At 66.0% G+C, this 23095-nt stretch carries 27 protein-coding genes; 9 read left to right on the plus strand and 18 right to left on the minus strand.

Annotation, left to right across the window (positions count from 1 at the left end):
• Window positions 1–84 precede the first annotated feature (84 nt).
• Entirely contained in the window at window positions 85–1872 is a 1788-nt protein-coding gene (gene mutL, locus E0504_RS20395) for a DNA mismatch repair endonuclease MutL (protein WP_131625552.1), read from the plus strand.
• 63 nt (window positions 1873–1935) lie between these two features.
• Here the strand turns inward: mutL and E0504_RS20400 are convergent, their stop codons facing one another.
• The 4 genes from E0504_RS20400 to E0504_RS20415 are packed head-to-tail and all read right to left on the minus strand — an operon-like array spanning window position 1936 to window position 3678.
• The gene (locus tag E0504_RS20400) at window positions 1936–2229 is read right to left on the minus strand and encodes a DUF1971 domain-containing protein (RefSeq protein WP_131625553.1); all 294 of its coding nucleotides are present in this window, start codon (window positions 2227–2229) and stop codon (window positions 1936–1938) included.
• Window positions 2226–2612, minus strand: a complete 387-nt coding sequence (locus E0504_RS20405; protein ID WP_131625554.1) for a group III truncated hemoglobin — start codon at window positions 2610–2612, stop codon at window positions 2226–2228. Before E0504_RS20405 ends, E0504_RS20400 begins: the two co-directional genes overlap by 4 nt.
• A gap of 2 nt (window positions 2613–2614) precedes the next feature.
• A complete protein-coding gene (locus E0504_RS20410) occupies window positions 2615–2959 on the minus strand; it encodes a response regulator (protein WP_131625555.1) in 345 nt (114 codons plus the stop codon).
• Window positions 2960–2988: 29 nt separating this feature from the next.
• Window positions 2989–3678, minus strand: coding sequence for an alternative oxidase (locus E0504_RS20415; RefSeq protein WP_131625556.1), 690 nt, complete (start codon window positions 3676–3678; stop codon window positions 2989–2991).
• Between the two features lie 182 nt (window positions 3679–3860).
• Between E0504_RS20415 and E0504_RS20420 the strand changes: the two genes are divergently transcribed.
• Together E0504_RS20420 and fixJ are read left to right on the plus strand one after the other, a co-directional pair.
• Window positions 3861–5306, plus strand: coding sequence for a PAS domain S-box protein (locus E0504_RS20420; RefSeq protein ID WP_207974538.1), 1446 nt, complete (start codon window positions 3861–3863; stop codon window positions 5304–5306).
• The gene (fixJ, locus tag E0504_RS20425) at window positions 5296–5934 is read left to right on the plus strand and encodes a response regulator FixJ (RefSeq protein ID WP_131625558.1); all 639 of its coding nucleotides are present in this window, start codon (window positions 5296–5298) and stop codon (window positions 5932–5934) included. Before E0504_RS20420 ends, fixJ begins: the two co-directional genes overlap by 11 nt.
• A gap of 2 nt (window positions 5935–5936) precedes the next feature.
• Here the strand turns inward: fixJ and E0504_RS20430 are convergent, their stop codons facing one another.
• The gene (locus E0504_RS20430; protein ID WP_131625559.1) at window positions 5937–6368 is read right to left on the minus strand and encodes a hypothetical protein; all 432 of its coding nucleotides are present in this window, start codon (window positions 6366–6368) and stop codon (window positions 5937–5939) included.
• A gap of 260 nt (window positions 6369–6628) precedes the next feature.
• Between E0504_RS20430 and E0504_RS20435 the strand changes: the two genes are divergently transcribed.
• Window positions 6629–7390 (plus strand): hypothetical protein, encoded by a 762-nt coding sequence (locus tag E0504_RS20435; RefSeq protein ID WP_207974539.1) that lies wholly within the window; start codon window positions 6629–6631, stop codon window positions 7388–7390.
• Here E0504_RS20435 and E0504_RS20440 read toward each other — a convergent pair.
• The gene (locus tag E0504_RS20440) at window positions 7387–8097 is read right to left on the minus strand and encodes a MipA/OmpV family protein (protein WP_207974540.1); all 711 of its coding nucleotides are present in this window, start codon (window positions 8095–8097) and stop codon (window positions 7387–7389) included. The two genes, E0504_RS20435 and E0504_RS20440, sit on opposite strands and share 4 nt — an antisense overlap.
• A 255-nt stretch (window positions 8098–8352) precedes the next feature.
• A complete protein-coding gene (locus E0504_RS20445; protein ID WP_131625561.1) occupies window positions 8353–8940 on the minus strand; it encodes a uracil-DNA glycosylase family protein in 588 nt (195 codons plus the stop codon).
• Window positions 8941–9150: 210 nt separating this feature from the next.
• Here E0504_RS20445 and E0504_RS20450 point away from each other — a divergent pair, with 210 nt between their 5' ends.
• A complete protein-coding gene (locus tag E0504_RS20450) occupies window positions 9151–9651 on the plus strand; it encodes a hypothetical protein (RefSeq protein ID WP_131625562.1) in 501 nt (166 codons plus the stop codon).
• 1 nt (window position 9652) lies between these two features.
• Here E0504_RS20450 and E0504_RS20455 read toward each other — a convergent pair whose 3' ends face one another.
• From E0504_RS20455 to E0504_RS20465, 3 genes are read right to left on the minus strand one after another with little or no spacing between them, the layout of a single operon-like run.
• A complete protein-coding gene (locus E0504_RS20455) occupies window positions 9653–10117 on the minus strand; it encodes a MaoC family dehydratase (RefSeq protein ID WP_131625563.1) in 465 nt (154 codons plus the stop codon).
• A 6-nt stretch (window positions 10118–10123) separates the two neighbouring features.
• Complete coding sequence (locus E0504_RS20460) at window positions 10124–11557, minus strand: hypothetical protein (protein WP_207974541.1); 1434 nt, start codon at window positions 11555–11557, stop codon at window positions 10124–10126.
• A 16-nt stretch (window positions 11558–11573) separates the two neighbouring features.
• Complete coding sequence (locus E0504_RS20465) at window positions 11574–12323, minus strand: MauE/DoxX family redox-associated membrane protein (RefSeq protein WP_131625564.1); 750 nt, start codon at window positions 12321–12323, stop codon at window positions 11574–11576.
• A 42-nt stretch (window positions 12324–12365) separates the two neighbouring features.
• Here E0504_RS20465 and E0504_RS20470 point away from each other — a divergent pair, with 42 nt between their 5' ends.
• On the plus strand, window positions 12366–12752 hold the full coding sequence (locus E0504_RS20470; RefSeq protein ID WP_131625565.1) for a MerR family transcriptional regulator: 387 nt from the start codon (window positions 12366–12368) through the stop codon (window positions 12750–12752).
• On the opposite strand, the gene E0504_RS20475 is transcribed toward E0504_RS20470, so the two are convergent.
• The 3 genes from E0504_RS20475 to E0504_RS20485 form a co-directional block, all read right to left on the minus strand.
• The gene (locus tag E0504_RS20475; protein ID WP_131625566.1) at window positions 12749–13549 is read right to left on the minus strand and encodes a DUF1206 domain-containing protein; all 801 of its coding nucleotides are present in this window, start codon (window positions 13547–13549) and stop codon (window positions 12749–12751) included. The two genes, E0504_RS20470 and E0504_RS20475, sit on opposite strands and share 4 nt — an antisense overlap.
• Window positions 13550–13604: 55 nt before the next feature.
• The gene (gene ychF / locus E0504_RS20480; RefSeq protein ID WP_131625567.1) at window positions 13605–14705 is read right to left on the minus strand and encodes a redox-regulated ATPase YchF; all 1101 of its coding nucleotides are present in this window, start codon (window positions 14703–14705) and stop codon (window positions 13605–13607) included.
• Window positions 14706–14798: 93 nt separating this feature from the next.
• On the minus strand, window positions 14799–15788 hold the full coding sequence (locus E0504_RS20485; RefSeq protein ID WP_131625568.1) for an SDR family oxidoreductase: 990 nt from the start codon (window positions 15786–15788) through the stop codon (window positions 14799–14801).
• A 75-nt stretch (window positions 15789–15863) separates the two neighbouring features.
• Here E0504_RS20485 and E0504_RS20490 point away from each other — a divergent pair, with 75 nt between their 5' ends.
• Complete coding sequence (locus tag E0504_RS20490) at window positions 15864–16094, plus strand: hypothetical protein (protein WP_131625569.1); 231 nt, start codon at window positions 15864–15866, stop codon at window positions 16092–16094.
• Here the strand turns inward: E0504_RS20490 and E0504_RS20495 are convergent.
• From E0504_RS20495 to E0504_RS20515, 5 genes are all read right to left on the minus strand, one after another.
• Window positions 16091–16651, minus strand: a complete 561-nt coding sequence (locus tag E0504_RS20495; RefSeq protein WP_243657565.1) for a CPBP family intramembrane glutamic endopeptidase — start codon at window positions 16649–16651, stop codon at window positions 16091–16093. The genes E0504_RS20490 and E0504_RS20495 overlap by 4 nt on opposite strands.
• A 62-nt stretch (window positions 16652–16713) precedes the next feature.
• Entirely contained in the window at window positions 16714–17295 is a 582-nt protein-coding gene (pth, locus tag E0504_RS20500) for an aminoacyl-tRNA hydrolase (RefSeq protein ID WP_131625571.1), read from the minus strand.
• A 108-nt stretch (window positions 17296–17403) separates the two neighbouring features.
• Window positions 17404–18054 (minus strand): 50S ribosomal protein L25/general stress protein Ctc, encoded by a 651-nt coding sequence (locus E0504_RS20505; protein ID WP_131625572.1) that lies wholly within the window; start codon window positions 18052–18054, stop codon window positions 17404–17406.
• A 106-nt stretch (window positions 18055–18160) separates the two neighbouring features.
• Complete coding sequence (locus E0504_RS20510) at window positions 18161–19039, minus strand: TraB/GumN family protein (protein WP_131625573.1); 879 nt, start codon at window positions 19037–19039, stop codon at window positions 18161–18163.
• Entirely contained in the window at window positions 19036–19989 is a 954-nt protein-coding gene (locus E0504_RS20515) for a TraB/GumN family protein (protein WP_207974542.1), read from the minus strand. Before E0504_RS20515 ends, E0504_RS20510 begins: the two co-directional genes overlap by 4 nt.
• A 126-nt stretch (window positions 19990–20115) precedes the next feature.
• Here E0504_RS20515 and E0504_RS20520 point away from each other — a divergent pair, with 126 nt between their 5' ends.
• Both E0504_RS20520 and glyS read left to right on the plus strand, forming a co-directional pair.
• Entirely contained in the window at window positions 20116–20982 is an 867-nt protein-coding gene (locus E0504_RS20520) for a glycine--tRNA ligase subunit alpha (protein WP_243657558.1), read from the plus strand.
• Between the two features lie 50 nt (window positions 20983–21032).
• Complete coding sequence (glyS, locus tag E0504_RS20525; RefSeq protein ID WP_373693919.1) at window positions 21033–23084, plus strand: glycine--tRNA ligase subunit beta; 2052 nt, start codon at window positions 21033–21035, stop codon at window positions 23082–23084.
• The last annotated feature ends 11 nt before the right edge of the window (window positions 23085–23095 follow it).

The raw sequence follows: 23095 nt of genomic DNA on the forward strand, positions 1-23095 counted from the left end.
AAGGCCAAAAAAATTGCGGCCCCGTCCCCCGCAAAGTTCTCGGGCCGCCTCGAATTTCTCGCGCTTGGTCGCTAGGCGAGGCCGATGGCCGAAATTCGCCGCCTGCCCGAGAGCCTGGTTAACCGCATCGCCGCCGGTGAAGTGGTCGAGCGGCCGGCCGCCGCGCTGAAGGAACTGGTCGAAAACGCCATCGATGCCGGGGCCACCCGGATCGCCGTCGCGCTTGGGGAAGGGGGCCTGGACCGGATTGAGGTGACTGACGACGGCTGCGGCATGGCGCCTGACGAGATGGCGCTGGCGCTGGAACGGCATGCGACCTCAAAGCTGCCCGACGAAAGCATCGAACTGGTAGCCACTCTGGGCTTTCGCGGAGAGGCGTTGCCATCGATCGCCAGCGTGGCGCGCTTCACTCTCGAAAGCCGGCCACGAGGTGCCGCACAAGGCTGGCGGCGAACGGTGGATCATGGCGAAGTCTTGGAGGAAACTCCCGCGGCGCTGCCGCCCGGCACGCGCGTGCGGGTGGAGCAACTGTTCGCCAAGGTGCCCGCCCGGCGCAAATTCCTCCGCTCCGCCCGCGGTGAATATGCCGCGTGCCTCGACGTGGTCAGGCGGCTGGCGATGGCGCGTCCCGACGTCGGTTTCACGCTCGACCACGGAGACCGGCGCGTATTTGCCGTGCAGCCCGAGCAGGAGCTGGCCGAGCGGGTCGCGCAGATCGTCGCGCGTGAGCTCAAGGACAACGGCGTCGAGATCGACTTGCGTCGGGGGCCGATGCGCCTGTCCGGCATTGCCGGGCTGCCCACGTACAACCGAGGCGTGGCCGATCACCAGTATCTGTTCGTGAACGGGCGACCGGTGAAGGACCGGCTGCTGGTTGGCGCGGTGCGAGGGGCCTATGCCGACATGCTGGCCCGCGACCGACACGCGGTGCTGGCGCTGTTCCTCGATCTGCCGCCTGAGGAGGTGGACGTGAATGTGCACCCGGCCAAGACCGAGGTCCGCTTCCGCGATCCGCAAGCGGTCCGCGGGTTCATCGTTTCAGGCCTGCGCCAGTCACTGGGTTCCGCTGATCGCCGTAGTGCACAGGCGCCCGACGCTGCCGCGATGGGCCGGTGGACTGCCGAGCCCGCCCCGGCGCTGGCTTCGATCTTTGCCAACCGCGACTGGAGCGCGCCCTCTACCTCTGTCCGCGAAGCTTCGCGGGAGTGGCGGAGCTATGAAGACGAAGTGATGCCCGCGCCGGTCGGGAGGGCGGAAGAGGCCGCGCCGATCTCGCCAGAAAGCGCGCAGTACCCGCTTGGGGTCGCGCGGGGCCAGGTGGCGGGGACCTATATCGTTGCAGAAGCAGCCGACGGTTTGGTCCTGGTCGATCACCATGCAGCGCACGAGCGGCTGGTGCTTGAGCGGCTGCGCGCCGCGGGCGCGGGGGAGGCGACCGCACGCCCTCAAGCCTTGCTGATCCCCGAAGTGGTCGAGCTCGATGAAACCGACTGCGACCGGCTGGAATCGGCAGCAAGCAAGCTGGGCGAGATGGGTTTGGCGATCGAGCGGTTCGGGCCATCGGCTATGCTGGTGCGTAGCCTGCCCCACGCGCTGGCCAAGGCCGATCCGCACAAGCTGCTGGCCGATATTGCCGACGACATCGCACATCACGGTGAAGCGCTGTTGCTGGGGGAGAAACTCGACCTGGTTTTGGCGACCATGGCCTGCCACGGGTCCGTCAGGGCCGGGCGCACGCTGTCGGTGGTCGAGATGAATGCCCTGCTGCGCGAAATGGAACGCACCCCGCGTTCGGGCCAGTGCAACCACGGTCGGCCCACGTGGGTGAAACTCTCACTGAAAAACGTCGAAGCCCTTTTCGGCCGGAAGTAGAGCAGAAGAACCGGGTAGCACCGGTTGCGCTGGCTTTCCAGATCCTACGCCAGAGTGAGCTCGTTAGCCCGGGCGGAAGAATTCGACATGGAAGCGGACCGGCCCGACCACTTCGACGCGATGGACAATCGTTGGCTCGACCACGCCCGGGTCGGTGGCCGGAGACAGAACGGCGCTGGTGCCCTGCCGGCGCGGATCGGTGACGACGTAGCGCAACTCGCCTTCCTCGACTTTGATCAGGCCCCAGGTGCCTTCCTTGGTCGAATGCTCGCCGATCAAACCGGCAGGCACCGTTCCTTCGGTGAAGGTTGGGGTGCGCTTGTATGACCGGACACCGTCGGGGAGCCGGGCGGTCATGCAGCGACCTCGCGCACTCGGTGAAATTCGACGCCGAGTTGCAGGCTTTCGGCGATCCGACCGGCCTTTTCCTGGAACGCGGCGGCAGCTTGCGGCCCAAGCTCCTCTTCGGTGACTTCGGTCCATAGCGTCAGCCATCGGTCGAAATTCTCCCGAGTCATGTGGCCGGCGTGTTTCAGGTGCGCGACCATCGGCTGGCCCTTGTACCGCCCGCTGGTCAGCATGACCGAGGACCAGAACGCTTGCAGCTTGCCAAGATGGTGAGGCCAATCGTCGATCGCGTTGTCGAAGATGGGACCGAGCACGGCGTCACGGCGCACCCGGGCGTAGAATCGCGGCACGAGCCGGGCGATATCTTCCTCGGTAATCGGGATTTCGGTCATTCTCAGGCGGCCTTCCTTGGCTCGATGACGTGCGAGATGGCGCTGCTTAGCTCGTCGCCCAGGAGTGGCTTTTCAATCACGACGGCGCCTGCGTCCGCCGCGCGGGCGCGATAGGACGGCGTGGGGTTGGTCGCCAGCAGGATCGCCGGAACGGCATTACCGCGGCTTCGGAGCGCCACGAGCGCTGCAAGGCCATCGCCGCGATAGCCCTGATCGATCACCACCGCACCAGCGGCGGCCAGGTCACCCCCGGCCGCCGCCAGTGCGAAACCCTCGACCGACAGGGCGAACTGGAGCGAGGACAGGACCGCATGGTCGCTCACCAGCAATGCGATGGGGGCGTGCACGTCCTGTCCTCCTCTCCCGCAGCCTGCGCTCAGGCCGCTTTCTTCCAGTTGGGTGCGAGCTCCACGTGAGGCACGCAATCCGCGACGGGACCGACCGGCAATCCGGCAAGTTCGTTAGCGAAGCCGTGATTGACGTCGCGGTGGTGCGCTTCGTCGGCCCGCACCACCAGCACCACGTCGCGCAACGTCGCATCCTCGGGCAGACCCCAGTACCGCTTCGCGATGGCGGGGGCGGGGACGTTCTCGCTCCGGCCCTCGTCGATCTCAGCGAGATAGTGCGTGTAGCTGATCACGGCCTCTTCTTCGAAGTAGCCGACGACCCGGTGTGCGGTCTTGCTGCTGATCAGGTAGAGCGCGAAGAAGAACAGGTAGAACACCCACTGCACACTGATGATCACCGCGCGTTCGAACAAGGTGGGCTTGGAGATTTCGACGAACGTCATGAGGTGCATCCGCTCGTTCTCGGCCTCGTCCATCAAGGTCTTGATCCAGCCCTTGTCGTCACACATGCGGCGCAACGCGCTGAGGTGGTTGATCGTCGCGCCGACCATCCCGGGCACCGCCGCGACGGTTTCGAGCACCACGGCGCGGTGACCATAGCGTTCGGCAAAGAAAGTGTCGGCGGTCCAGCGCAGGACTTTGGTGAAACCGTAGGCGATCCGGTCCGAAACGCCCTTGGGCTGGTGGTGGACGCTAAGATCGATAAACGGTGCGGTCATTGAAGTTCTCCATTGCCGGCGCGGAATTGCTTGTGCGCCGTTGATGAAGCCGATTAACCGCCTGGGGGAGGCCGCGAAATTTGGATGATGTCCCTACTGCACCGCCCCTAAGGGCTTTAACGGAGGCGAGCCGTGCCGCCTTCGCGAGCCGCTTCCTTCCGCGCCTGTCGGTGCCGCTGGCGGTGGCGATCGCGCTGGTGGTGATCGGTGCCGGTGCGGCGATCCGGCTGGCCTTCGATGCGGAGCTTGGGAGCCGGGTCACCTTCCTGTTCCTGATCCCGGGGGTGGTGCTGGCGAGCGCGCTGTCCGGATTGCGAGCGGGCGCTCTGGCCACGATCGCCGGGGCCGGCATCGGACTGTGGTGCGACTGGTCGGGGCTCAGACTGGAGGCCGGCAGCGTTATCGCGGCGGCTGCGTTCTCTGCGATTGGGCTGGCCGTCGCGGTCGGCGGTGAATGGTTTCAGCGCGCGCGGATCGAGACCGAGGCTGCCGCGGCCGGGCTGGCGCGCCGCGAAGCTCACTGGCGGTCCATCCTCGATACCGTGCCCGACGCGATCGTGGTGATCGACGCGGCGGGATTGATCCGCGACTTCAGCCCGGCGGCAGAGCGGACCTTTGGGTGGAGCGCCGATGATGTAGCGGGCCGAAACGTCAGCATGCTGATGCCTGACCCGTACCGCAGTGCGCACGACGGCTACCTCGAACGCTACTATCGCACCGGCGAGCAGCGCATCATTGGCAAGGGCCGGGTTGTCGTCGGAGAACGGCGCGACGGCTCGACATTCCCGCTCGAACTCGCGGTGGGTGAGATGTGGGCCGACGGGCAGCGATATTTCACGGGTTTCGTTCGCGATCTGACGGAACGGCAGCAAGCCGAAGCGCGCCTGCAGGAGCTGCAGAGCGAGCTCGTGCACGTCTCGCGCCTGACCGCGTTGGGCGAGATGGCCTCCGCGCTGGCGCATGAGTTGAACCAGCCGCTGTCGGCGATCGCCAATTACCTGAAGGGGAGCCGCATCCTGCTGTCCCGGGACGAGGTCCCGCACGAGCGGGTCGCGGACGCGGTCGACCGCGCCGCCGGCGAGGCATTGCGTGCAGGAGAGATCATTCGCCGGCTCCGCGATTTCGTCGCACGCGGGGAAAGCGAACGAAAGATCGAAAGCTTGCCCAAGCTGGTCGAGGAAACGAGCGCGCTCGCGCTGGTGGGGGCCAAGGAGCACGGGATTCGCGTCCAATACGCATTCAATCCGGACATCGACCTGGTGCTCGCCGACAAGGTCCAGATCCAGCAGGTGGTGCTGAACCTGGTCCGCAACGCCGTGGATGCGATGGCCGAAGGCACCCTTGCGCGGCGCGAACTCGTAATCGCCATCGAGCCACACCCGGATGACATGGCGAGTGTGCGCGTCACCGACACGGGGCCAGGCATCGATCCCGAAGTCGCCGATCGCCTGTTCCAGCCCTTCATAACCACCAAGCGCGCGGGTATGGGCGTGGGCCTGTCGATATGCCGCACGATCGTGGAGGCGCACGGCGGACGAATCTGGGGCAAGCCAAACGAAGGCGGCGGGGCGGAGTTCGGCTTTACCCTGGAAGCCATTGGCAAAGAGGAACTGTACGATGGCGAGTGAGGACGTCGGGGCCGAAACGAGCGACGGGATCGTCTATGTGATCGACGACGATGAGAGCGCGCGCCACAGCCTAGAATTCCTGCTCGACGTCGCGGGCGTCAGAGTGCGCTCCTTCGCGTCGGCCGATGCCTTTCTCAAGGCCGCGCCGCCGCTTTCGGGCGCCTGCGTGGTCACTGACGTGCGCATGCCGGGGACCAACGGGATCGAACTGGCAGAGGAACTGAAGCGGCGCGGCTCGCCGGCGCCAGTCATCGTCATCACCGGTCATGCGGATGTCCCGCTGGCCATTCAGGCGATGAAAGCGGGCGTCGCTGATTTCATCGAAAAGCCTTTTGATGACGAAATGATGCTGTCCGCGATCCGGGCGGCGCTTGCGCGACAGGCCGGCGATCAGGGCGCGGCGGCCGAACGCCAGATCGTGCTCGACCGCATCGCCAGCCTGAGCAACCGCGAGCGAGAGGTGATGGAAGGCCTCGTCGCCGGAAAGGCCAACAAGGCAATCGCCTTCGATCTCGACATCAGTGCGCGGACGGTGGAAGTCTACCGCGCCAACCTGATGATGAAGATGCACGCCAAGACCTTGTCGGAACTCGTGCGCATGGCGACGATCGTATCAGTCGCTCACTGACGTCAGAACACAATGGCGCTGATCACCGCGATCGACACCCCGAAAAAGCCGAGCAGCACGGGAAGGACCAGCACTTGTCCGGCGACCGCGCCGATGTCCATCGGGCCCGTCCACGTGTTGAGCTTGCCGCCGGTGCGGGTGAATGCGCCGATGCGGCGGCCATCCACGTTTGCCAGGATACGCGCCGTGCCAAAGAACATCGCGACGTAGAGCGAGCTGACGATGACTGCCAGTGCGGCACGTGCTTCACCCGCGGTCGCGGCGAACAGGCCACCCAGGAAGGTCGCATAGCCGCCCAGCATGATCGCCCAGATCCAGCGCGGGAATTCAAAATCGGAATGTTCCGGCAGCGCGGGGCCGGGTGATGCCAGTGCGGCCAGTTCTTCGGTTGTTACAACCCGCACATCGGCGGCGAAATCCCGTGTGTAGCGCATGTCAGATCCCCTTCATTGCCAATCTGCGCGATCGCCAGATCGTCTGCCGGGTGTACGCCCCGAGGGCTGGCTGATGAATTTGGATGATGTCCCTACCGCACCTCCCCTAAGTATTTTGCCGGAGGGGCGGGGGGCTGGCTCTGCAGACCGGCGGACGCGTAATCGATGCTGGCAGACTATGCCTCGTCGGCACGAAACGTCCGTCTGCCCGTTCGAAGATCATGCCAGCAACCAACATCGAAGACTCGCGATTCCGATCAGTGCGCTGGCTGGTGGTCGCTACCGCGATTTTGCAGGTTCTGGTGCCTGTTCTTCCCAGCCTAGGGTTTGGCGAACCTATCGGGTCGCAATCGGACGATGTGCGAACGCTCGTCACCCCGGCGGGCTGGGCGTTTGCGATATGGGGGCCGTTGTATACCGGCGCGTTCGTGTTCGCGGCTTATCAGTTCCTGCCACGCCATGCAGGCGATCACCTTCTCGACAAGTTACGCTGGCCTGCAACCGGCGCTTTCATGGGCAACGCGGTCTGGGCGCTTTACACCCAGTCGTTCGGGCTGTCGGCGATCTCGGCCCTGATCATCATTTTCACGCTGGTGTGCCTGCTTCGTTGCTACCGGATCTTTGCGAACCGGGAAGAAGGCTTCACCACCGGCCAGCGATGGCTGGTCGTGCTCCCGCTCAGCGCACTGGCGGCGTGGCTGACGGCAGCGACGATCGTCAACATCGCGGCGTCGCTTCGCTTCCACGGAGTGGAGGCCGGCGATGCTGCCCCGCTGGTCAGTGCGGCGGTCGTCATCGTCGGCGGTGTCGTCGCCGCGCTCGCGTTGGCGCGCGGGCGCGGCAATCCGCCATACGCGCTCGTGTTCCTGTGGGCCCTGTCGGCGATCTACGCAGCAGGCGGCCAGAAGGCTGACGCAGTCGCGTGGGCCGCGGCATTGTCTGCGATTCTGGTTGTGATCGGTGCGATAGCCGGGTTCAAGCGCGCGCCGTCAGGTACCTGGACGGGGGCCTCCCATAGTTAGAACCGGTAGCCGTAACCGATCCCGGCGGTGAACTGCGTGGGCCGACCCCGCTCCACGACAAGCGGCGAATCCTTCGCGACCCCTCCCAAACGTTCCAGGCTGGAGAAGGCGGTGATCGCGCTGTGCCGGTCGAGCGGATGGATCAACGACCCGCCGACCCCGTACGATACCAGGCCACCCTTTGGCCTGTAGGGCGCAAGGCCGGAGGCAAGGGACTGCGCCGCATCGATACCGAAAAAGGTCTGGGTGAAATCCCTGGTCGCCACCGTCGCCCGAGGGCCCACGTTGATGATCGTGCGCCCTGCGCGAGCCTGGTAGGACAGCGACAGATCGCCGATCGCACCTTCGTGCCCGCCGAACCCTCGCCGTGCTTCCACCCGCCCGCGCCATTGCCCGCGGTTCCCGAAGCGCTTTTCGATGAACGCGCCAACCTCGGCCGTCGCACCGACATCGCCCAGGCCGATCAGCGCATCGCTGCCGCCGGTGATCGCGAATGGTGAGCCGCTGCCATCCTCGTCCCGGCCGAAGCGCACCTTGGCGATCGGACCCGCGCGCCACCCGTTGGCGTTGACGGCATTGACGCCGACACCATCCGGGATCGAGGCGAAGAAGAATTCGCCATAGTTGATCCGCAGATCCGGGTAGATCGAGAGGACGTAGTCCTTCGATCCCTGCCATGCGGGGCTGACCACGGGCGCCGCGCCCACCGTGACGGACCACCCTTCGTTCACTGGCGGGCGGCCCGAGGGCGCGGTTGGACCCGGAGCGGGTTGGGCCAGCGCTGGCAGGCTCCACGTGGCGGCGATCAACAAAAGAGCAGTACGCATCGAATTCTCCGGGACGAGGCAAAGCCGACCGAAACTACAGGCGTCCCTATTGGCAGGGGACTGGCTCTCGGCTGAATTCCTGGCGGGTGCAGGTTTATTGTCCGAACGTTGCGACCGTATCAAGGCCGGTCCGCGTCATGCCAGTGCATCGCGAACCGCTGCTCGCAAAACCGGCAGGACATCAGCCTCGAACCACGGGTTGCGCGCCATCCACATCTGCGAGCGCCACGATGGGTGGGGCAACGGCACGACGTCCGGCAGATAGGCGCGAAAGGCGCGCACGCGCTCGGTCATCGGGGCCCGGCCGAGCCGATCGACCTGAGCGTGTCCGCCGACGAGCAGGGTTAGCCTTAGCCCGCGCAACTGCGCCATGATCCGGTTTCTCCACAAGGGCGCGCATTCGGGCCTCGGCGGAGCGTCGCCGCCCGCGCCGCGGCCCGGATAGCAGAGACCCAGCGGCACAATCGCAATCCGGCCGGCGTCATAGAACTCGTCCTTCGTTACACCCATCCACGCGCGCAGCCGGTCCCCCGATGCGTCGGCAAACGGTACCCCGCTTTCGTGCACCCGGGTCCCGGGCGCCTGGCTGGCCACGAGAATGCGCGCCGTGGACGAAAGCTGAAGAACCGGCCTCGGACCCAGCGGAAGCGCGTCGCCGCAGACGCGGCAGGCAGCGATTTGATCGAGCAGGTCTTGCAGGGATTCCACTTCTGGATCGGTCATTCCGGAGGGTCGGGCCTTTTTTGAAAGCGGGACGATCAGATACGGCTACGGAAGTAGCGTGGTTTCCTACAGTCGTGAACTTTTGGTCCGCCGCATGGATGGATCCGCCCCCTCCTTCTGCATGGCCGAAAAACCAGACGTTGACCTGAGGCCGGAAACGCCGGACCAGACGGTTCGTTCTGGATGTCGAAAGCTGTTGGGGAGGCATTGATGCGCGCTGGCCTGGTAATCTGCGCGGCGCTGTTGGCAGCGTCCTGCGGCAAGGAAGAACTGTCGCCTATAGAGCAGGCGCGACAGGACGAAGCCGATGTTGCGGCGGTGAACGCGGCGCAGGTGCCGCCCCCGGTGCCGATCGAGCCGGAAACGATCGGCATGCCGGACATTGAAAAATACGACATGTTCGGCGCCGGTTGCAGCTTCGCGCCCGGCAAGGGAATCGCCGCCGTCGCGCTGCTTCAGCCGGAGCGCGGGTTCATGAAGATCGATGGCGGCGTGGTCCGCTTCGCGCCCGATGCCGGCAGCGGAGACCTGCCGCTGGGCGCGAAGGGGAAGTACACCGGCGGCGCGTACTCGTTCGTGCTCGACCTCGCGAGCGAGGAGGGCACCCAATCGGGATACGAGACGGTCAACTTCCCCGCGCGGCTGGTGCTGCGCAACGACCGCGACCAGGTGGTGTATCAGGCCGATGGCACCGCCCAGTGCGGCAGCTAGGTTAACCCTCGATCGGCGCGGACGGATCGCGCACCTGGATCAGCCCGTTGGACACCATCTCCAGCACCGGCTCGTCATTCTGATTGAGGACGCGCACGTTTGATTTGAACAGTCCCATCTCCGGGCGCGAGGCGCTGCGCCGCTTGGAGATCACTTCGCTTTCCACCCGCAAGGTGTCGCCCGGATAGACCGGCTTCACCCAGCGCAGGCTGTCCATTCCGGGTGAGCCAAGCCCGGCCTGCCGGTGCGTCTTCATGTTCTCCACCAGCATCGACATCATCATCGCGCAAGTGTGCCAGCCGCTGGCCGACAGGCGCCCGAAGTGGGTCTTGGCCGCAGCGTCGTCATCGAGATGGAAGGGCTGGGGGTCATACTTGGAGGCGAACTCCATCACCTCTTCGCGCGTAACCTCGTAGCAGCCGAAGCTGGCGCGACGACCCAGCTCGATGTCCTCAAAATAATCCATGCTGCGCTAGTCTCCGAAGCTGAACCTGGCGAACACCGTGTAGCCCATCGGATTCGATCCGTAAGCGGAATCGAGCACGTCGGGCTTGGCGAAAGCGGAGACCGTGCCGCCCAGCGCCAGGTTCACCGGCCCAAGCGGCAGGCGATAGGCGTAACCCGCCTGGAACTTGGTCACTCGGAATGCCTGGTCGTGCAGCGGATCGGAGTGGTCGGGGAAAAGCTCGTCGTTCGCGACGTTCTCGACACGCCCGAACAGCGTGTGGTGGCGGTCGATGTCCCAGTTCACTTCGCCCAGCCACGCGGTCAGCGTGTTTCCGGGCACCCGGTCCTTGGCGCTAAACGCGGCCATGGCCGATAGACCGCTGCCATTGTTGAAATGCGCGGATGCAGTGGTGCGGTGTTCGTTTTCACCCGGATGTTGCGCCTCGGGTTCCTCGATCTGACCATAGCTTGCCTGGATCAACCATGCGGGCGAAGGGGAGAAACTCGCCCGCACGCTCCACGAATCGAGCTTGGGCGTTTCGATGTTCCAGCGAAACTCGTCAGGCTCACGCCCCCGGAACGCGCTGGCTTCGACCTGCCATGCGGGCGCGGCAAAGCCCGCAGTGACGACGCCATAGACGATATGCGTCGAATCGAACCAGTGATGCGTGATCGGTGCTTCGGGATTATAGCGAGCGCTGGCCCGGTGCATGAAGGCGCTGGGACCCAGCGCAGGTTCGCCGACGGGACCGCCATACAGGAACGCGCTGGTGTCCTCGCCCACGTCCAGATCGATGCGTCCGGCAAGTTCCATCACCAGATCGTGCGGATGCTGGCGGTCGACCAGTGGCTCGCCATAGGCGACCTCGCCGGTGGCGAAGAGGTTGGGGTAGCCATCATGCCGCATCGCCGGCTCCGCGCTCAGCATCGTGCGCGCCATGTAGCGGCCCCCGGCGAAGGAGCCGGTGACGGTCGCCATGGCCATCGACTGGACATAGAACTTGGCATCGCCCCGCGGCCCGGACTGGTTGGTGTAGACCGGCCAAAGATAGCCGTGGAGCATCAGGCTCGCATCGCCGCCCAGCGGCACCATGGCGCCGTGGTTCATCGTCTCGTTACGCGGCAGGCGGGCCGTGCCGGAACCCTCGCCGCCCATGTCGTGGTTCATCTCCGCCGGTCCGTGCGCCATGCCGGAGTGATCCATGGCCGAGTGATCCATGCTGGAATGGTCCATCGCCGAATGATCGACCGGATGACCGGGCGGGGTGGCGGGATCCGCATCCTGAACAGGGGCGCCGTGATTCATCTTCGAGTGATCGGCGGGTGGATTGGCCGCGGGGGCGGGGGCAGGCTGACCGGCGTGAGACGTGCCAGCGGCATCCGCGTGATCGTGTTGCTGCGCCGCCACCGGCGCCGCGATGGCGAGGAGGGCCGCGCCTGCGAAAAGTCGATAGGTCATCACAAGGTCTTTTCCATTAAAGTCTGAACAGCATCCACCCGGCCATGCCGATCATGGCCAGGTTCTCGGTAAGGGAGACGAAGCCCAGCGGCACATTGCTGGACCCGCCGACGCAAGCGCACTTGAGTTCGCGTTTCTGCACATAGACAGCGTAGAACACGCTGACGGCACCGATCGTGCCGATGAACAGCGCCACCGGGATCGATAGCCAGTCCAACGCGTGGGCAGCCATCAGGACGCCTGCACCGGCCTCCAGAAATGGATAAGCATACGCGTACGGCACCCATCTCTGCGCGAGGAGGTCGTAGCCCAGGAACATGCTCGAGAACTTCTCGATGTCCTGCAGCTTGAGCATGGCCAGGATAACCATCGCGAACGCAACGAACCACTCGCCGGCCTGCACCGTCAACGCGCTGCCGAAGGAGTGGAAGCTGACCGCCATCGCCAGCAGCGCGCACACCGCGAACACCACCAGGACCGGGGTGTAGCTGGTCGCTCCCACCGCCGGGAGCGGCTTTCCGAAGAATGCGCGCAGGTCACTGTAGCCGCCGATGCGCTTGCCATTGATGACGGTCTGGGGCGTCGTCTCCACCGACTGCTCGCGCTTGAAGGCGTCAACCTCCTCGCGGGTGGTGAGCCACCGGTCCTCCACGTGATAGCCGTTTTTTTCCAGCAACCACTTCGATTTCGTGCCGAAAGGGCAGGTGTGATCGGGCATGACCATGCGGGTCAGATGCGCGATCCGGGCAGGGTTGTCGGGTGTCATGCGCCCCCCTATAGCTTCCGTACCATAGTACGGAGTCAAGCGATGTCTGCGCTGCGGATTTCAGATCTCGCCCGGGCGGGCGGCGTCGGTGTGGAGACCGTGCGCTTCTATCAGCGCAAGGGCCTGCTGGATGCTCCTTCCGCAAGCGCAGCGGCAGGGAGGCATTACGGCAAAGATGACGTCAAACGGCTACGGTACATTCGCCGGGCACAGGCTGCGGGTTTCACGCTCGTCGAGATCGCCGAACTGATCGCCCTCGATGACACCGACGACCGTCCGCGCGCACGCGCGATGGCGCAGGAACGGATTGCCGCGCTGGATGCCGAGATCGCCCGGTTGGAAGAGGCGCGCCGCTCGCTGGCCAAGCTGGCCAAGGACTGCGCGATGGATCGGGCAGGGCCGTGCCCGATCCTCGCTGCGTTCGATTAAAGCTTGGGCTTCAAGTCGCCCTGATGAATGTCCGGAATGATCCGGTACCGCGCGGTAATCAGGCTGAATACGCCAAACAGCAGCAGGCCGAGCGCCACCAGCGGATAGACGATCCCGTTGTCGCTCAGCGCGGTGATCGCTTCGCCGAGCCCCTTGACCTCGCTCGACTGCGAGAACCAGGCAGCTTTCATTAATGACCAGCCGATCAGCGCGAACACCACCGCGCGGGCCGCATGGCCGGCCTGGCCGATCGGTTTCACGTAGTGCGGCGCGCCGCCGCCGATGTGCTTCATGAAGCCGGCGGTGTAGGCTGACTTTGCCTGCATCGCCGCGCCGATCAGAAAGCCCAGCCCAACCAGGCCGAGGAGGAACGGCCCCATGTCCCAGGTCAGCAGGCTGCTCGCCGTGTCCTGGCTGCCGCCGCCGCCCTGCGCCGACTGCTGCTTGTCGCCACTGGCGAACTGGAAGGCGGTGTATGCGAGCACCAGGTGAGCGATGCCGCTGGCCGCCGAGCCGACCCGCTTCGCCTTGCCCTTCGTATCGTCGCCGTGGCGCTCGACATCGGTCGCCGCGTCGATCAGCTTGAACGCCGCATAGGCGAGCAATCCAATCGCCACGAGATACAGCATCGGGGTGCCCAGCGGCACGTCCTGGATCAGATCGAAGACCGCGCTCTGCCCGTCTTGCGCCTTGCCGGCAGTAGACAGCGCGAGGTAGCCGAGCAGCAGGTACACGACGCCGCGCGCCGCATAACCGAGGCGCACCAGCCAGCTGAACTTTTCCGATTTATCGACCACTGCAGCGCTCTCCCCTTGGTTCTGCGCTGCAACGGACGAGCGGCTGGTTAGTGCCTCAGACGTTGAATTTGAACAACAGGACGTCGCCGTCCTGCACCAGGTACTCCTTGCCTTCCTGGCGCAGCTTGCCCGCCTCGCGGGCCCCGGCTTCTCCGTTCAGTGAAACGTAGTCGTCAAACGCGATCGTTTCTGCGCGGATGAAGCCGCGCTCGAAGTCGGAGTGGATCTCGCCCGCGGCCTGAGGTGCCTTGGCACCGGCGGGAAAGGTCCACGCGCGCGCTTCCTTGGGTCCGGCGGTGAAGAACGTGTTGAGGCCGAGCAGCCGGTAGCCTGCGCGGATCACGCGGCTGAGGCCGCTTTCGGTGAGCCCGAGCGATTCCAGGTACTCGGCCCGCTCTTCGGCGGGCATCGCGACCAGCTCGCTCTCGATCGCCGCGGACACCACCACCGCCTGCGCGCCCTCGGCCGCGGCCTTGGCGAACACTTGCGCGGACAGGTCGTTGCCCTCTGCCGCGTCTTCCTCCGCGACGTTGCAGACGTAGAGCACCGGTTTGGCGGTGAGCAGCTGGGCCTGCGCGAACACGCGCTCCTCGTCGTCGCCATTGGGCTGCGTCAGCCGGGCGGGCTTGCCTTCGCGCAGCAGTTCGAGCGCCTGACCCAGTACGCTCGCCATGATCTTGGCTTCCTTGTCGCCTCCGGTCGCCTTTTTCTGCGCCGCTGGCACCCGCTTCTCCAGGCTTTCGAGGTCGGACAGCATCAGTTCGGTCTCGACCACTTCGGCATCCGCGATGGGATCGACCTTGTTCGCGACGTGCTGGATATCATCATCTTCAAAGCAGCGCAGGACATGGACGATTGCGTCCACTTCGCGGATGTTGCCGAGAAACTGGTTGCCCAGGCCTTCACCCTTGCTGGCGCCTTTCACCAGTCCGGCGATGTCGACGAAGCCGAGCTGCGTCGGGATCACCTTGGCGCTGCCGGCGATCGCCGCCAGCTGATCAAGCCGTTCGTCCGGCACCGCGACCTGGCCGACATTCGGCTCGATCGTGCAGAACGGGTAATTCGCGGCCTGAGCGGCCTGCGTTTCGGTGAGAGCATTGAACAGCGTGGACTTGCCGACATTGGGCAGGCCGACGATTCCGCAACGGAAACCCATCGGTAACTCCGGAAGGTGGGAGGTGAAGGCGCGGCCCTTAGCGGGTGGCCGGGCAATTGGGAACCGTGCGAACGGCGGCTATTTGCCCGGAGCCTAGTCGAGTACGCCCTCCACGATGGCCGCCATCGGCGAACGGCCGAGCATTGACCGCTGCGCCGCGGCCGACGCTTCGTTGATGGCGGTCTGGGGGATGGCGCCGTGGCTGACGGGCTTGCGCAAGGGGCGCGTCCCGGCGGGCATCGCGATGATGGCCGCGATCGCGCGCGGCACGTCCATCACGTCTGCGCTGCGGCCCGACCCGTCTTCGGTGCCCATCCGCGAGACAACCTGCGGGTAGCCATCGGCGTAACGGGCAGGGGTGCGCTCCTTGAGCGCGGCCGAATAGGCGTTGCGGTTGACCCACACCTTGGTCGGGTAGCCGCCCGGCTGGATGATCGTCACCTCGATCCCGTGCGGCGCGACTTCATAGGCGAGCTGCTCGAACATCGCCTCGACGGCGAACTTGGTGGCGGAGTAATGGCCGGCGAACGGCGCGATCACTCGCCCGAGCTGACTCGAAATGGCAAAGATCTGACCGCTCTTGCGGGCGCGCATGCCGGGCAGCACGGCGCGCGCGAGCCGGTGATAGCCGAACACATTGGTGTCGAACGCGAGTCGGGTGGCCGCCATGTCCTGCACCTCCACCGGCCCGGTGATGCCGACACCGGCGTTGTTGACCAGCACATCGAGTCCGCGTCCGGTCAAGCGCTCAGCCTCGGCCACCGCGCGGTTGACCATGTCCTCGTCCGTGACGTCCAGCTCCAGCACTGTGAGGTCGAGCTTCTCATCGCGGGCGAGCTTGCCGAGCTCTTCGGCTTCCGCGCGCGGAACATTGCGCATGGTGGCGAACACCTTGGCTCCTGCGCGGGCGAAGTGTTCGGCGCCCGCGCGGCCGAAGCCCGACGAGCTGCCGGTGATCAGGATCGCCTTGCCCTTGAGATCGGGCAGCGTTGTGGCGAGAGGTTCGGCGGCCTTGGCCGAAGCGGCCAGCGCTCCGGTGGCGGCGGCTCCGGCGAGCAGGCTACGGCGATCGATTGCGGTCATGGATGATGCTCCTTCGTCCGGAACCTATCGCCATTTTGCTTGCGCGCCAACGCCCGCCCGTCCAATCGTCAGCCCATGCGCCGCTTCGCTCTTGCCCTCGTTTGCGCCCTTTCTTTGGCAGCGTGCGAATCCACCAATTCTTCTGATTGGGCCGGAGGAGAGCGCACCCCGTTCAAACAGGCGGAGCGGAGCTGCAATCAGCTTCTCACGGGCGTGTCGAAGGAAGAAGATCGGCGTGAATTCTTCATCGGCTGCATGGGCGCGCTGGGCTGGACGCCCCGGCCGGGTGCCTCGATAGAGGTCTAGACCGCCGGTTCCGTCTTCGGAGTATCCGGATCGTCGAGGTACCCGAGGCGGCCGAGCTCACGGTGCAGCACGCGCAGCGCCCAGACGTCATACACCGCGTGACCGATCATCACGGTCAGCAGGCTGCCGGTCCACCAGAAGACCAGGCCGAACACCACGCCGATCAGCAGGATAATGGCCGTGATCAGGGGCCTGGCCATGTGGATGAGCGCGAAGGCGAGCGCGCTGATGGCGATCCCCGCGACCGGCCCGATCGCATCGCCGGCAAGCGTCTGCAGCCCGCCCCGGAACGCCGCCTCCTCACCGATGCCCGCGCAGATCGCGATGCCCACGAACGCTGCTCCGTTCGGTTCGCGGGCGAACAACGCGGCCATCCTCGCTTGCAGCCGGGCGGTCTTTTCCAGGAAGCCGGGGAACAGGCGAAAGATCGCGGCGATGACGACAATCAGGATGAGGCCGAAGATCAGCCCCTGCGCGACAGGGCGCCAGCCAAGGTCCACGAAGGTGTCGAGACCGCGTCCGGAATAGACCCACATGGCCGCGCCGGCGCCGACCATCACCAAGGTCTGCACGCCCAGGCCAGCGGCGAGACGGCCGCCCGGTAGGCCGGCCAACGGGATCACGCCTGTTGCCGCAACGCCACGTCGCTCATGAACCGCGCGTCGTCGCCGCTGGCGAGATGCTCCGCCTCGGCACCGATCGCGGCCAGCATGTCGGTGAGATCGTCGAACTCTGCCTTGGCATAGTTGCCGAGGACATGCCCCGTGACCCGGTCCTTGTGCCCTGGATGACCGATGCCGATCCTGACGCGGCGAAAGTCCGCCCCCCCAAGCTGGCTGGCGTGCTGGTCGATCGATCGCAAACCGTTGTGGCCCGCCAGGCCGCCGCCGGTGCGCACCTTGACCTTGAACGGCGCCAGATCGAGTTCGTCATGAAATACCGTCAGGGCACTCACGTCCAGTTTGTAGAAGCGCAAGGCCTCGGCCACCGCGCGCCCGCTTTCATTCATGAACGTGGCGGGCTTGAGCAACAGAATCCTGTCGCTGCCGATGCGGCCTTCCTGCACCCAGCCGGAGAACTTCTTCTGCACCGGCGCGAAGCCGTGCATCTCGGCGATCACGTCGACCGCCATGAATCCCACATTGTGCCGGTGCATCGCATATTGCGGACCGGGGTTGCCGAGGCCTGCCCAGATTTGCATCGCGCGCCCTTAGGCGAAGGCCCCCCACAAAGCAAAACGCCGACCCTCTTGCGAGGGCCGGCGTCGTGCTGTTGGTTTGCGGCTGATGGCTCAGCCGCGGATGTCGCTTTATTCGCCAGCCGCAGGCGCGTCGCCGCCCTGCTCGGTGGCGGGAACCTCGTCGGCATCGCCTTCGCCTTCAGCGCGCTTGAGCGCCGAGGGGGCGACCAGCGTCGCGATGGTGAAGTCGCGGTCGGTGATCGCGCTTTCCGCACCGGCGGGCAGGGTCACCTCGCTGATGTGGATCGAATCGCCGATTTCCTTGCCGGTCACGTCGATGGTGATGTCATCGGGAATCTTGTCCGATTCGCACACCAGTTCCAGCTCGTGGCGAACGACGTTCAGCACGCCGCCGCGCTTGAGGCCGGGGCTGGCTTCTTCGTTCGTGAACAAGACCGGCACGGCGACCTGAATCTTGGAATCCTTCGACAGGCGCAGGAAGTCGACATGGATCGGGCGATCGCTCACCGGATCGAACGCCACGTCCTTGGGGATCGCACGGACGGACCGGCCGCCGATGTCGATCATCACGATCGAGTTCATGAAGTGGCCGGTGCCAAGCTGGCGGACCAGTTCCTTCGCCTCGACGTGGATGGGAGTGGGTTCTTCCTTGCCGCCGTAGATCACGGCGGGAACACGGCCTTCACGGCGCAATACACGGGAGGCTCCCTTGCCAGCCCGCTCGCGCGCCTCAGCCGGCAGGGTCAGAGCGTCGCTCATCTTGATGCCTTTCGAATGCGGTAGAGTAACCGGTCCGCCACGCCTCCAGGGATGACCATGACGCCGGTGCGCGGGCCGTTAGCGGGACTGTTGCAAAAAGGCAAGCTCAGCGCACGCGCGTGATCGTGTATCCCCTGGCTGCCAGCAGTTCGGGCAGGCCCCCGGGCGGGGCAAGGTGCGCCGCGCCGACTGCCACCAGCGGCCGCTTGCCCTGTGCGTAAAGGGCCAGCAGCTTGTCGGCCCAGGCGCGGTTGCGGTCCACCAGCAGGGCCTGGCGGAGTTCCGGATCGGCCAGCATCCCCTCGTCACCCTCACGTGCGATCGCGTCCATGTCACCCGTGAGCCACAGCCTGGCAAGCCGGGCGCTATCGTCGGAATTCATCGTGTCTTCTTCCACCACCGCGCCGAGAAGGTCGCGCTGGTCGGCTTCCGCCAGCCGGTCGAAGATCGCGAACTGGCCCTGGACGCCTTCCAGTTCTTCGACCGGGCGCGCGCTGAAGTCCCTCAGCAGAGCGCGGTCGACCCCGTTCTCGCCGATTGAATCGTCCGCCAGCTGCGCCAGCATGATCGCGGCGGCCCAGGTCTCGACCGCCTTGAAGTCCGCCTCGCGGTATCCGCCCTTGGTCAGCAGCGTGCGCAGGTTCGCCCTGAGGCTCGCCGGCACCCGCTCCGACAGCGGCGGCAGACCGGCGCTGTGCGACAGGCGGGTGAAGGTGGCCGACAGCTTGGCGGTGTCCTCCAGGTCCTTCGCCTCGACCACCAGCACATCGGCATCGATTACCGCCCGGTCGATCGCCGGGGTTCGCCACTTGGCCCCGTCAGGCAGCGCGTGGATCGTGCCGAACAGCCAGCCCGCGGACGAGCCATCGGGCGCGGTGACTTGCCACAACGCGGGCGTGGGGGCGGGCAGGTCGGTGCGCGCGCCCTCGTGACCGCAGGACGCGACCAGCAGGGCTGCGACCGACGCGAACAGCCAGCGGATCACTGCACGCGCCTTACCCGCAAGCCCTTGGCCGCGAGATCGGCCTGCACGCTGCGCGGACCCGCCAGGTGCCCCGCGCCCACCGCCACGAACACCGTGCCCGGCGTGTCCAGCCGCTTCGCCACCCAGTCTGCCCAGGCACGATTGCGCTGCCACAACAATCGCTCCATCAGCGCCGTGTCGCCCGCCATGTCCTCGTTCATCAATCTGGCGAGCGCATCGGCATCGCCTTCCAGCCATTCGGCCACCATCGCATCGAGCATCGCCCTGATATCGTCGCTGCCATCGACCGCCTTCATCAGATAGTCGATTTGCGCCTCGCGCGGCAGGCTGTCGAACAACGACAGCTGATAGTCCATCGTCTCCAGCGCGGCCCGCTCACGGGGCGCGCCGGCTTGGGCCACCAGCGCCTGCTCGACCCCGTTTTCGCCCACCACTCCGGCCTTCGCCAGCGGGACCAGCGCGAACATCAGGGCCGCGTACCAGGGTTCGAACCGGTCGAACGCCCCCACCGGCATGCCGAGCTTGGCGGTTCCCGCCTCGAAGCGCGCGCGCTGGGCCTGGGTCAGCAGATCGCGCAGGTTCTCCTGCTCGCCGAGCAGCGCGTTCTTCATGACGAACGCCTGCATCGCGGCGGTGTCGGCGGTCGCAAGATCGATTTCCGTCACCAGCGTATCCGAAGCGGCCAACGCCGGGCCGATCTTGCCGCGCATCCACGGCACGTCCTTGGGCAGGGCGTGCACGGTACCGAACAGATAGATCGTCGTGTCCGCGTCAGCGACTGCCCACAGCGCCGGTCCCGTGCTGGCCGGGACAGGCGCGGGCGTGGTGGCGCAGCCTGCGGCCAGCAGCAGCGCGGCCAGTGCGCCGGTTGCCTTGCTCGTTCTGAAGTTCATTGCGTGCCTGTGAATTCGCGCGGTGCCTCGCGCAAGCGAAACGGCGAACAGCAGCACGCCGCCGCGACCATCCGTTCCGCGCCCGCGGCGCCGTTGTTGGGGCGCCATTGACGGGTGCAGGCCGCTCGGCCATTTGCCGCGGCAATGACCTCCGCTCGTGACCCCTCCCGCAGCTTCCAGGACATGATCCTGACGCTCCATGATTTCTGGAGCGCGAACGGCTGCCTGATCCTGCAGCCTTATGACATGCGGATGGGCGCCGGCACGTTCCATACGGCGACCACCCTGCGCGCGCTGGGGCCGGAGCCGTGGAACGCCGCTTTCGTGCAGCCGTGCCGCCGCCCGACCGATGGCCGCTATGGCGAAAACCCCAACCGGCTGCAGCATTACTACCAATACCAGGTGATCCTGAAGCCGAGCCCGCCCGACCTGCAGGAGCTTTATCTCAAGAGCCTGGAGGTGATCGGCATCGATCCGCTGAAGCACGACATCCGCTTCGTGGAGGACGACTGGGAAAGCCCGACGCTCGGCGCCTGGGGGCTGGGCTGGGAAGTCTGGTGCGACGGGATGGAGGTGACCCAGTTCACCTACTTCCAGCAGATGGGCGGCTTTGACTGCAAGCCGGTCGCGGGTGAGCTGACCTACGGCCTCGAACGCCTGGCGATGTACATCCAGGGCGTCGACAACGTGTACGATCTGTCATTCAACTCCGCCGGCGTAAGCTATGGCGAGGTGTTCCTGGAAAACGAGCGGCAGATGTCGAAGTGGAACTTCGAGGTTGCCGATACGGCCGCGCTGTTCGACCTGTTCGCCAAGGCCGAGGCGGAGTGCCGCAATGCGCTTAGCGCCGACGTGCCGATCGCCGCCTATGAACAGGCGGTCGAGGCGAGCCACGTGTTCAACCTGCTGCAGGCGCGCGGCGTGATCAGCGTGCAGGAACGCGCCAGCTACATGGGGCGGGTGCGCGATCTCGCGCGCTCCAGCTGTGAGGCCTATGCCGCCAAGATGACCCCCGAGTGGCAGAACAAGTATCCGGGGTGGACGCTGTGAGCGCCGCCGACTTCCTGCTCGAACTGCGCTGCGAGGAAATCCCCGCCCGCATGCAGAAGGGCGCGCGCGCCGACCTCGAAAAGCTGTTCCGCGCCCAGATGGACGCCGCCGGCGTGCCGCTGGGCGAGATCACCGTCTGGTCCACACCGCGCCGCCTCGCGCTGATCGCGCGCGGCTTGCCGCAAGCGACGCAGGCGGTCAGCGAGGAGACCAAGGGCCCCCGCACCACCGCGCCCGATCAGGCGCTTGAGGGGTTCCTGCGAAAGACCGGGCTGTCGAAGGACCAACTGACCGACCGCGACGGGGTGTGGTTCGCCATTGTGGAGAAACCCGGCCGCGCCGTGCGCGAGGTGCTTGCCGACGCGATCCCCGCAATCGTGCGCGCGTTTCCTTGGCCCAAGTCCATGCGCTGGGGCGCGGCATCGCTCTCGACCGAAAGCCCGCGCTGGGTGCGGCCGCTGTCGGGCATCGTCGCGATCCTCGGCGAAGACCTGGTGGAGTGCCAGGTGGGCGAGATCGCCAGCGGATACATGACGCTGGGCCACCGCTTCCACCACTCCGGCCCGATCACCATCGGCGGGGCGGATGACTACCAGGAAAAACTGCGCGCCTGCCACGTGATCGTCGATCATTCGGAGCGCGAGGCGCTGGTCCGCGAGATGAGCCGCGCCGCGGCGCTTGCCGCAGGGCTGACGCTGATCGAGGACGAAGGGCTGGTGGTCGAGAACGCCGGCCTCACCGAATGGCCGGTGCCGCTGCTCGGGCGCTTCGACGCGGCCTACCTCGACGTCCCGCCCGAGGTGATCCAGCTCACCGCGCGCGTGAACCAGAAGTACTTCGTGTGCGAAGATGCGTCGGGCAAGCTCGCCAACGCGTTCGTCTGCACCGCCAACATCGAGGCGGCTGACGGCGGCGCGGCGATCGTCGACGGCAACCGCAAGGTCCTCGCCGCGCGCCTGAGCGACGCGCGCTTCTTCTGGGAGCAGGACCGCAAGACGTCGCTGGCCGACCACGCGAAGAAGCTCGAGCGGATCACTTTCCACGAGAAGCTCGGAACCGTCGCTGACAAGGTCGAGCGGGTCGCCAGGCTGGCGCGCTGGCTGGTCGAGGAAGGCATCGTCAAAGGCGCTGACCCGGAGCAGGCCGAGCAAGCGGCGCGCCTTGCCAAGGCAGACCTCGTCACCGAAATGGTCGGTGAATTTCCCGAACTACAGGGACTTATGGGCGGTTATTATGCCCGCGCCGAGGGCTTGCCCGCTGCCGTGGCCGACGCCATCCGCGACCACTACAAGCCGGTCGGGCAGGGCGACGATGTGCCCATTGCGCCGGTGACGGTGGCGGTGAGTTTGGCAGACAAGCTTGATACGCTGCGCAGCTTCTTCGAAGTCGATGAGAAGCCAACCGGGTCAAAAGATCCTTTCGCGCTTCGCCGGGCGGCATTGGGCATCATCCGGCTCGTCCAGGACAATCAGCTGCGTTTGCCGATCGCGCAGGGCGACCTGCTCGACTTCTTCGCAGACCGTCTCAAGGTCCAGCAACGCGAGGCCGGCGTCCGGCACGACCTGATCGATGCCGTTTTCGCGCTCGGCGGCGAGGACGATCTCGTCCGCCTGCTCGCTCGGGTGAAAGCACTGCAAGCGTTCATGGCCACCGAGGACGGCGCCAACCTGCTCGCCGGTTACAAGCGTGCGGCCAACATCCTCAAGAAGGAGGACTGGCACGGTTCGGAGGGCGAGATCGCCCGCACCGGCGAGGAAGACCCGCTCGCCCTGGTCGACGATCCCGATCTTGCACCGGTGATCGCCGCCAAGATGGCGGAGCGGCGCGAGAATGCGCTTTCCTACACCCCCGAACCTGCGGAAGTAGCGCTGATCCAGGCGCTGGATTCGGCCGAGCCTACCGCAAGCCGTGCGGTCGAGGCGGAAGACTTCGGCGCGGCGATGTCGGCGCTCGCTTCGCTGCGGGCGCCGATCGATGCGTTCTTTGACAGCGTGACCGTGAACGATCCCGATGTCGCCAAGCGCGCGGCGCGGTTGGACCTGCTGGCGCGCCTGCGCGACGCGGTTCACCGGGTGGCGGATTTCAGCCGGATCGAAGGATAGCACTTCTTGCC

Source organism: Parafrankia sp. BMG5.11 (assembly GCF_004337455.1).

What these genes read in the sequence shown, in the direction of transcription:
- E0504_RS20520 (WP_243657558.1), top strand. Translation starts at nt 20,116, where the DNA reads ATGATCCTGACGCTCCATGATTTCTGGAGCGCGAACGGCTGCCTGATC.
- E0504_RS20415 (WP_131625556.1), bottom strand. Translation starts at nt 3,678, where the DNA reads ATGACCGCACCGTTTATCGATCTTAGCGTCCACCACCAGCCCAAGGGC.
- pth (WP_131625571.1), bottom strand. Translation starts at nt 17,295, where the DNA reads ATGCAAATCTGGGCAGGCCTCGGCAACCCCGGTCCGCAATATGCGATG.
- E0504_RS20485 (WP_131625568.1), bottom strand. Translation starts at nt 15,788, where the DNA reads ATGACCGCAATCGATCGCCGTAGCCTGCTCGCCGGAGCCGCCGCCACC.
- E0504_RS20470 (WP_131625565.1), top strand. Translation starts at nt 12,366, where the DNA reads ATGTCTGCGCTGCGGATTTCAGATCTCGCCCGGGCGGGCGGCGTCGGT.
- E0504_RS20465 (WP_131625564.1), bottom strand. Translation starts at nt 12,323, where the DNA reads ATGACACCCGACAACCCTGCCCGGATCGCGCATCTGACCCGCATGGTC.
- ychF (WP_131625567.1), bottom strand. Translation starts at nt 14,705, where the DNA reads ATGGGTTTCCGTTGCGGAATCGTCGGCCTGCCCAATGTCGGCAAGTCC.
- glyS (WP_373693919.1), top strand. Translation starts at nt 21,033, where the DNA reads ATGCAGAAGGGCGCGCGCGCCGACCTCGAAAAGCTGTTCCGCGCCCAG.
- mutL (WP_131625552.1), top strand. Translation starts at nt 85, where the DNA reads ATGGCCGAAATTCGCCGCCTGCCCGAGAGCCTGGTTAACCGCATCGCC.
- E0504_RS20455 (WP_131625563.1), bottom strand. Translation starts at nt 10,117, where the DNA reads ATGGATTATTTTGAGGACATCGAGCTGGGTCGTCGCGCCAGCTTCGGC.
- E0504_RS20400 (WP_131625553.1), bottom strand. Translation starts at nt 2,229, where the DNA reads ATGACCGCCCGGCTCCCCGACGGTGTCCGGTCATACAAGCGCACCCCA.
- E0504_RS20505 (WP_131625572.1), bottom strand. Translation starts at nt 18,054, where the DNA reads ATGAGCGACGCTCTGACCCTGCCGGCTGAGGCGCGCGAGCGGGCTGGC.
- E0504_RS20490 (WP_131625569.1), top strand. Translation starts at nt 15,864, where the DNA reads ATGCGCCGCTTCGCTCTTGCCCTCGTTTGCGCCCTTTCTTTGGCAGCG.
- E0504_RS20450 (WP_131625562.1), top strand. Translation starts at nt 9,151, where the DNA reads ATGCGCGCTGGCCTGGTAATCTGCGCGGCGCTGTTGGCAGCGTCCTGC.
- fixJ (WP_131625558.1), top strand. Translation starts at nt 5,296, where the DNA reads ATGGCGAGTGAGGACGTCGGGGCCGAAACGAGCGACGGGATCGTCTAT.
- E0504_RS20405 (WP_131625554.1), bottom strand. Translation starts at nt 2,612, where the DNA reads ATGACCGAAATCCCGATTACCGAGGAAGATATCGCCCGGCTCGTGCCG.
- E0504_RS20495 (WP_243657565.1), bottom strand. Translation starts at nt 16,651, where the DNA reads ATGGTCGGCGCCGGCGCGGCCATGTGGGTCTATTCCGGACGCGGTCTC.
- E0504_RS20445 (WP_131625561.1), bottom strand. Translation starts at nt 8,940, where the DNA reads ATGACCGATCCAGAAGTGGAATCCCTGCAAGACCTGCTCGATCAAATC.
- E0504_RS20460 (WP_207974541.1), bottom strand. Translation starts at nt 11,557, where the DNA reads ATGACCTATCGACTTTTCGCAGGCGCGGCCCTCCTCGCCATCGCGGCG.
- E0504_RS20430 (WP_131625559.1), bottom strand. Translation starts at nt 6,368, where the DNA reads ATGCGCTACACACGGGATTTCGCCGCCGATGTGCGGGTTGTAACAACC.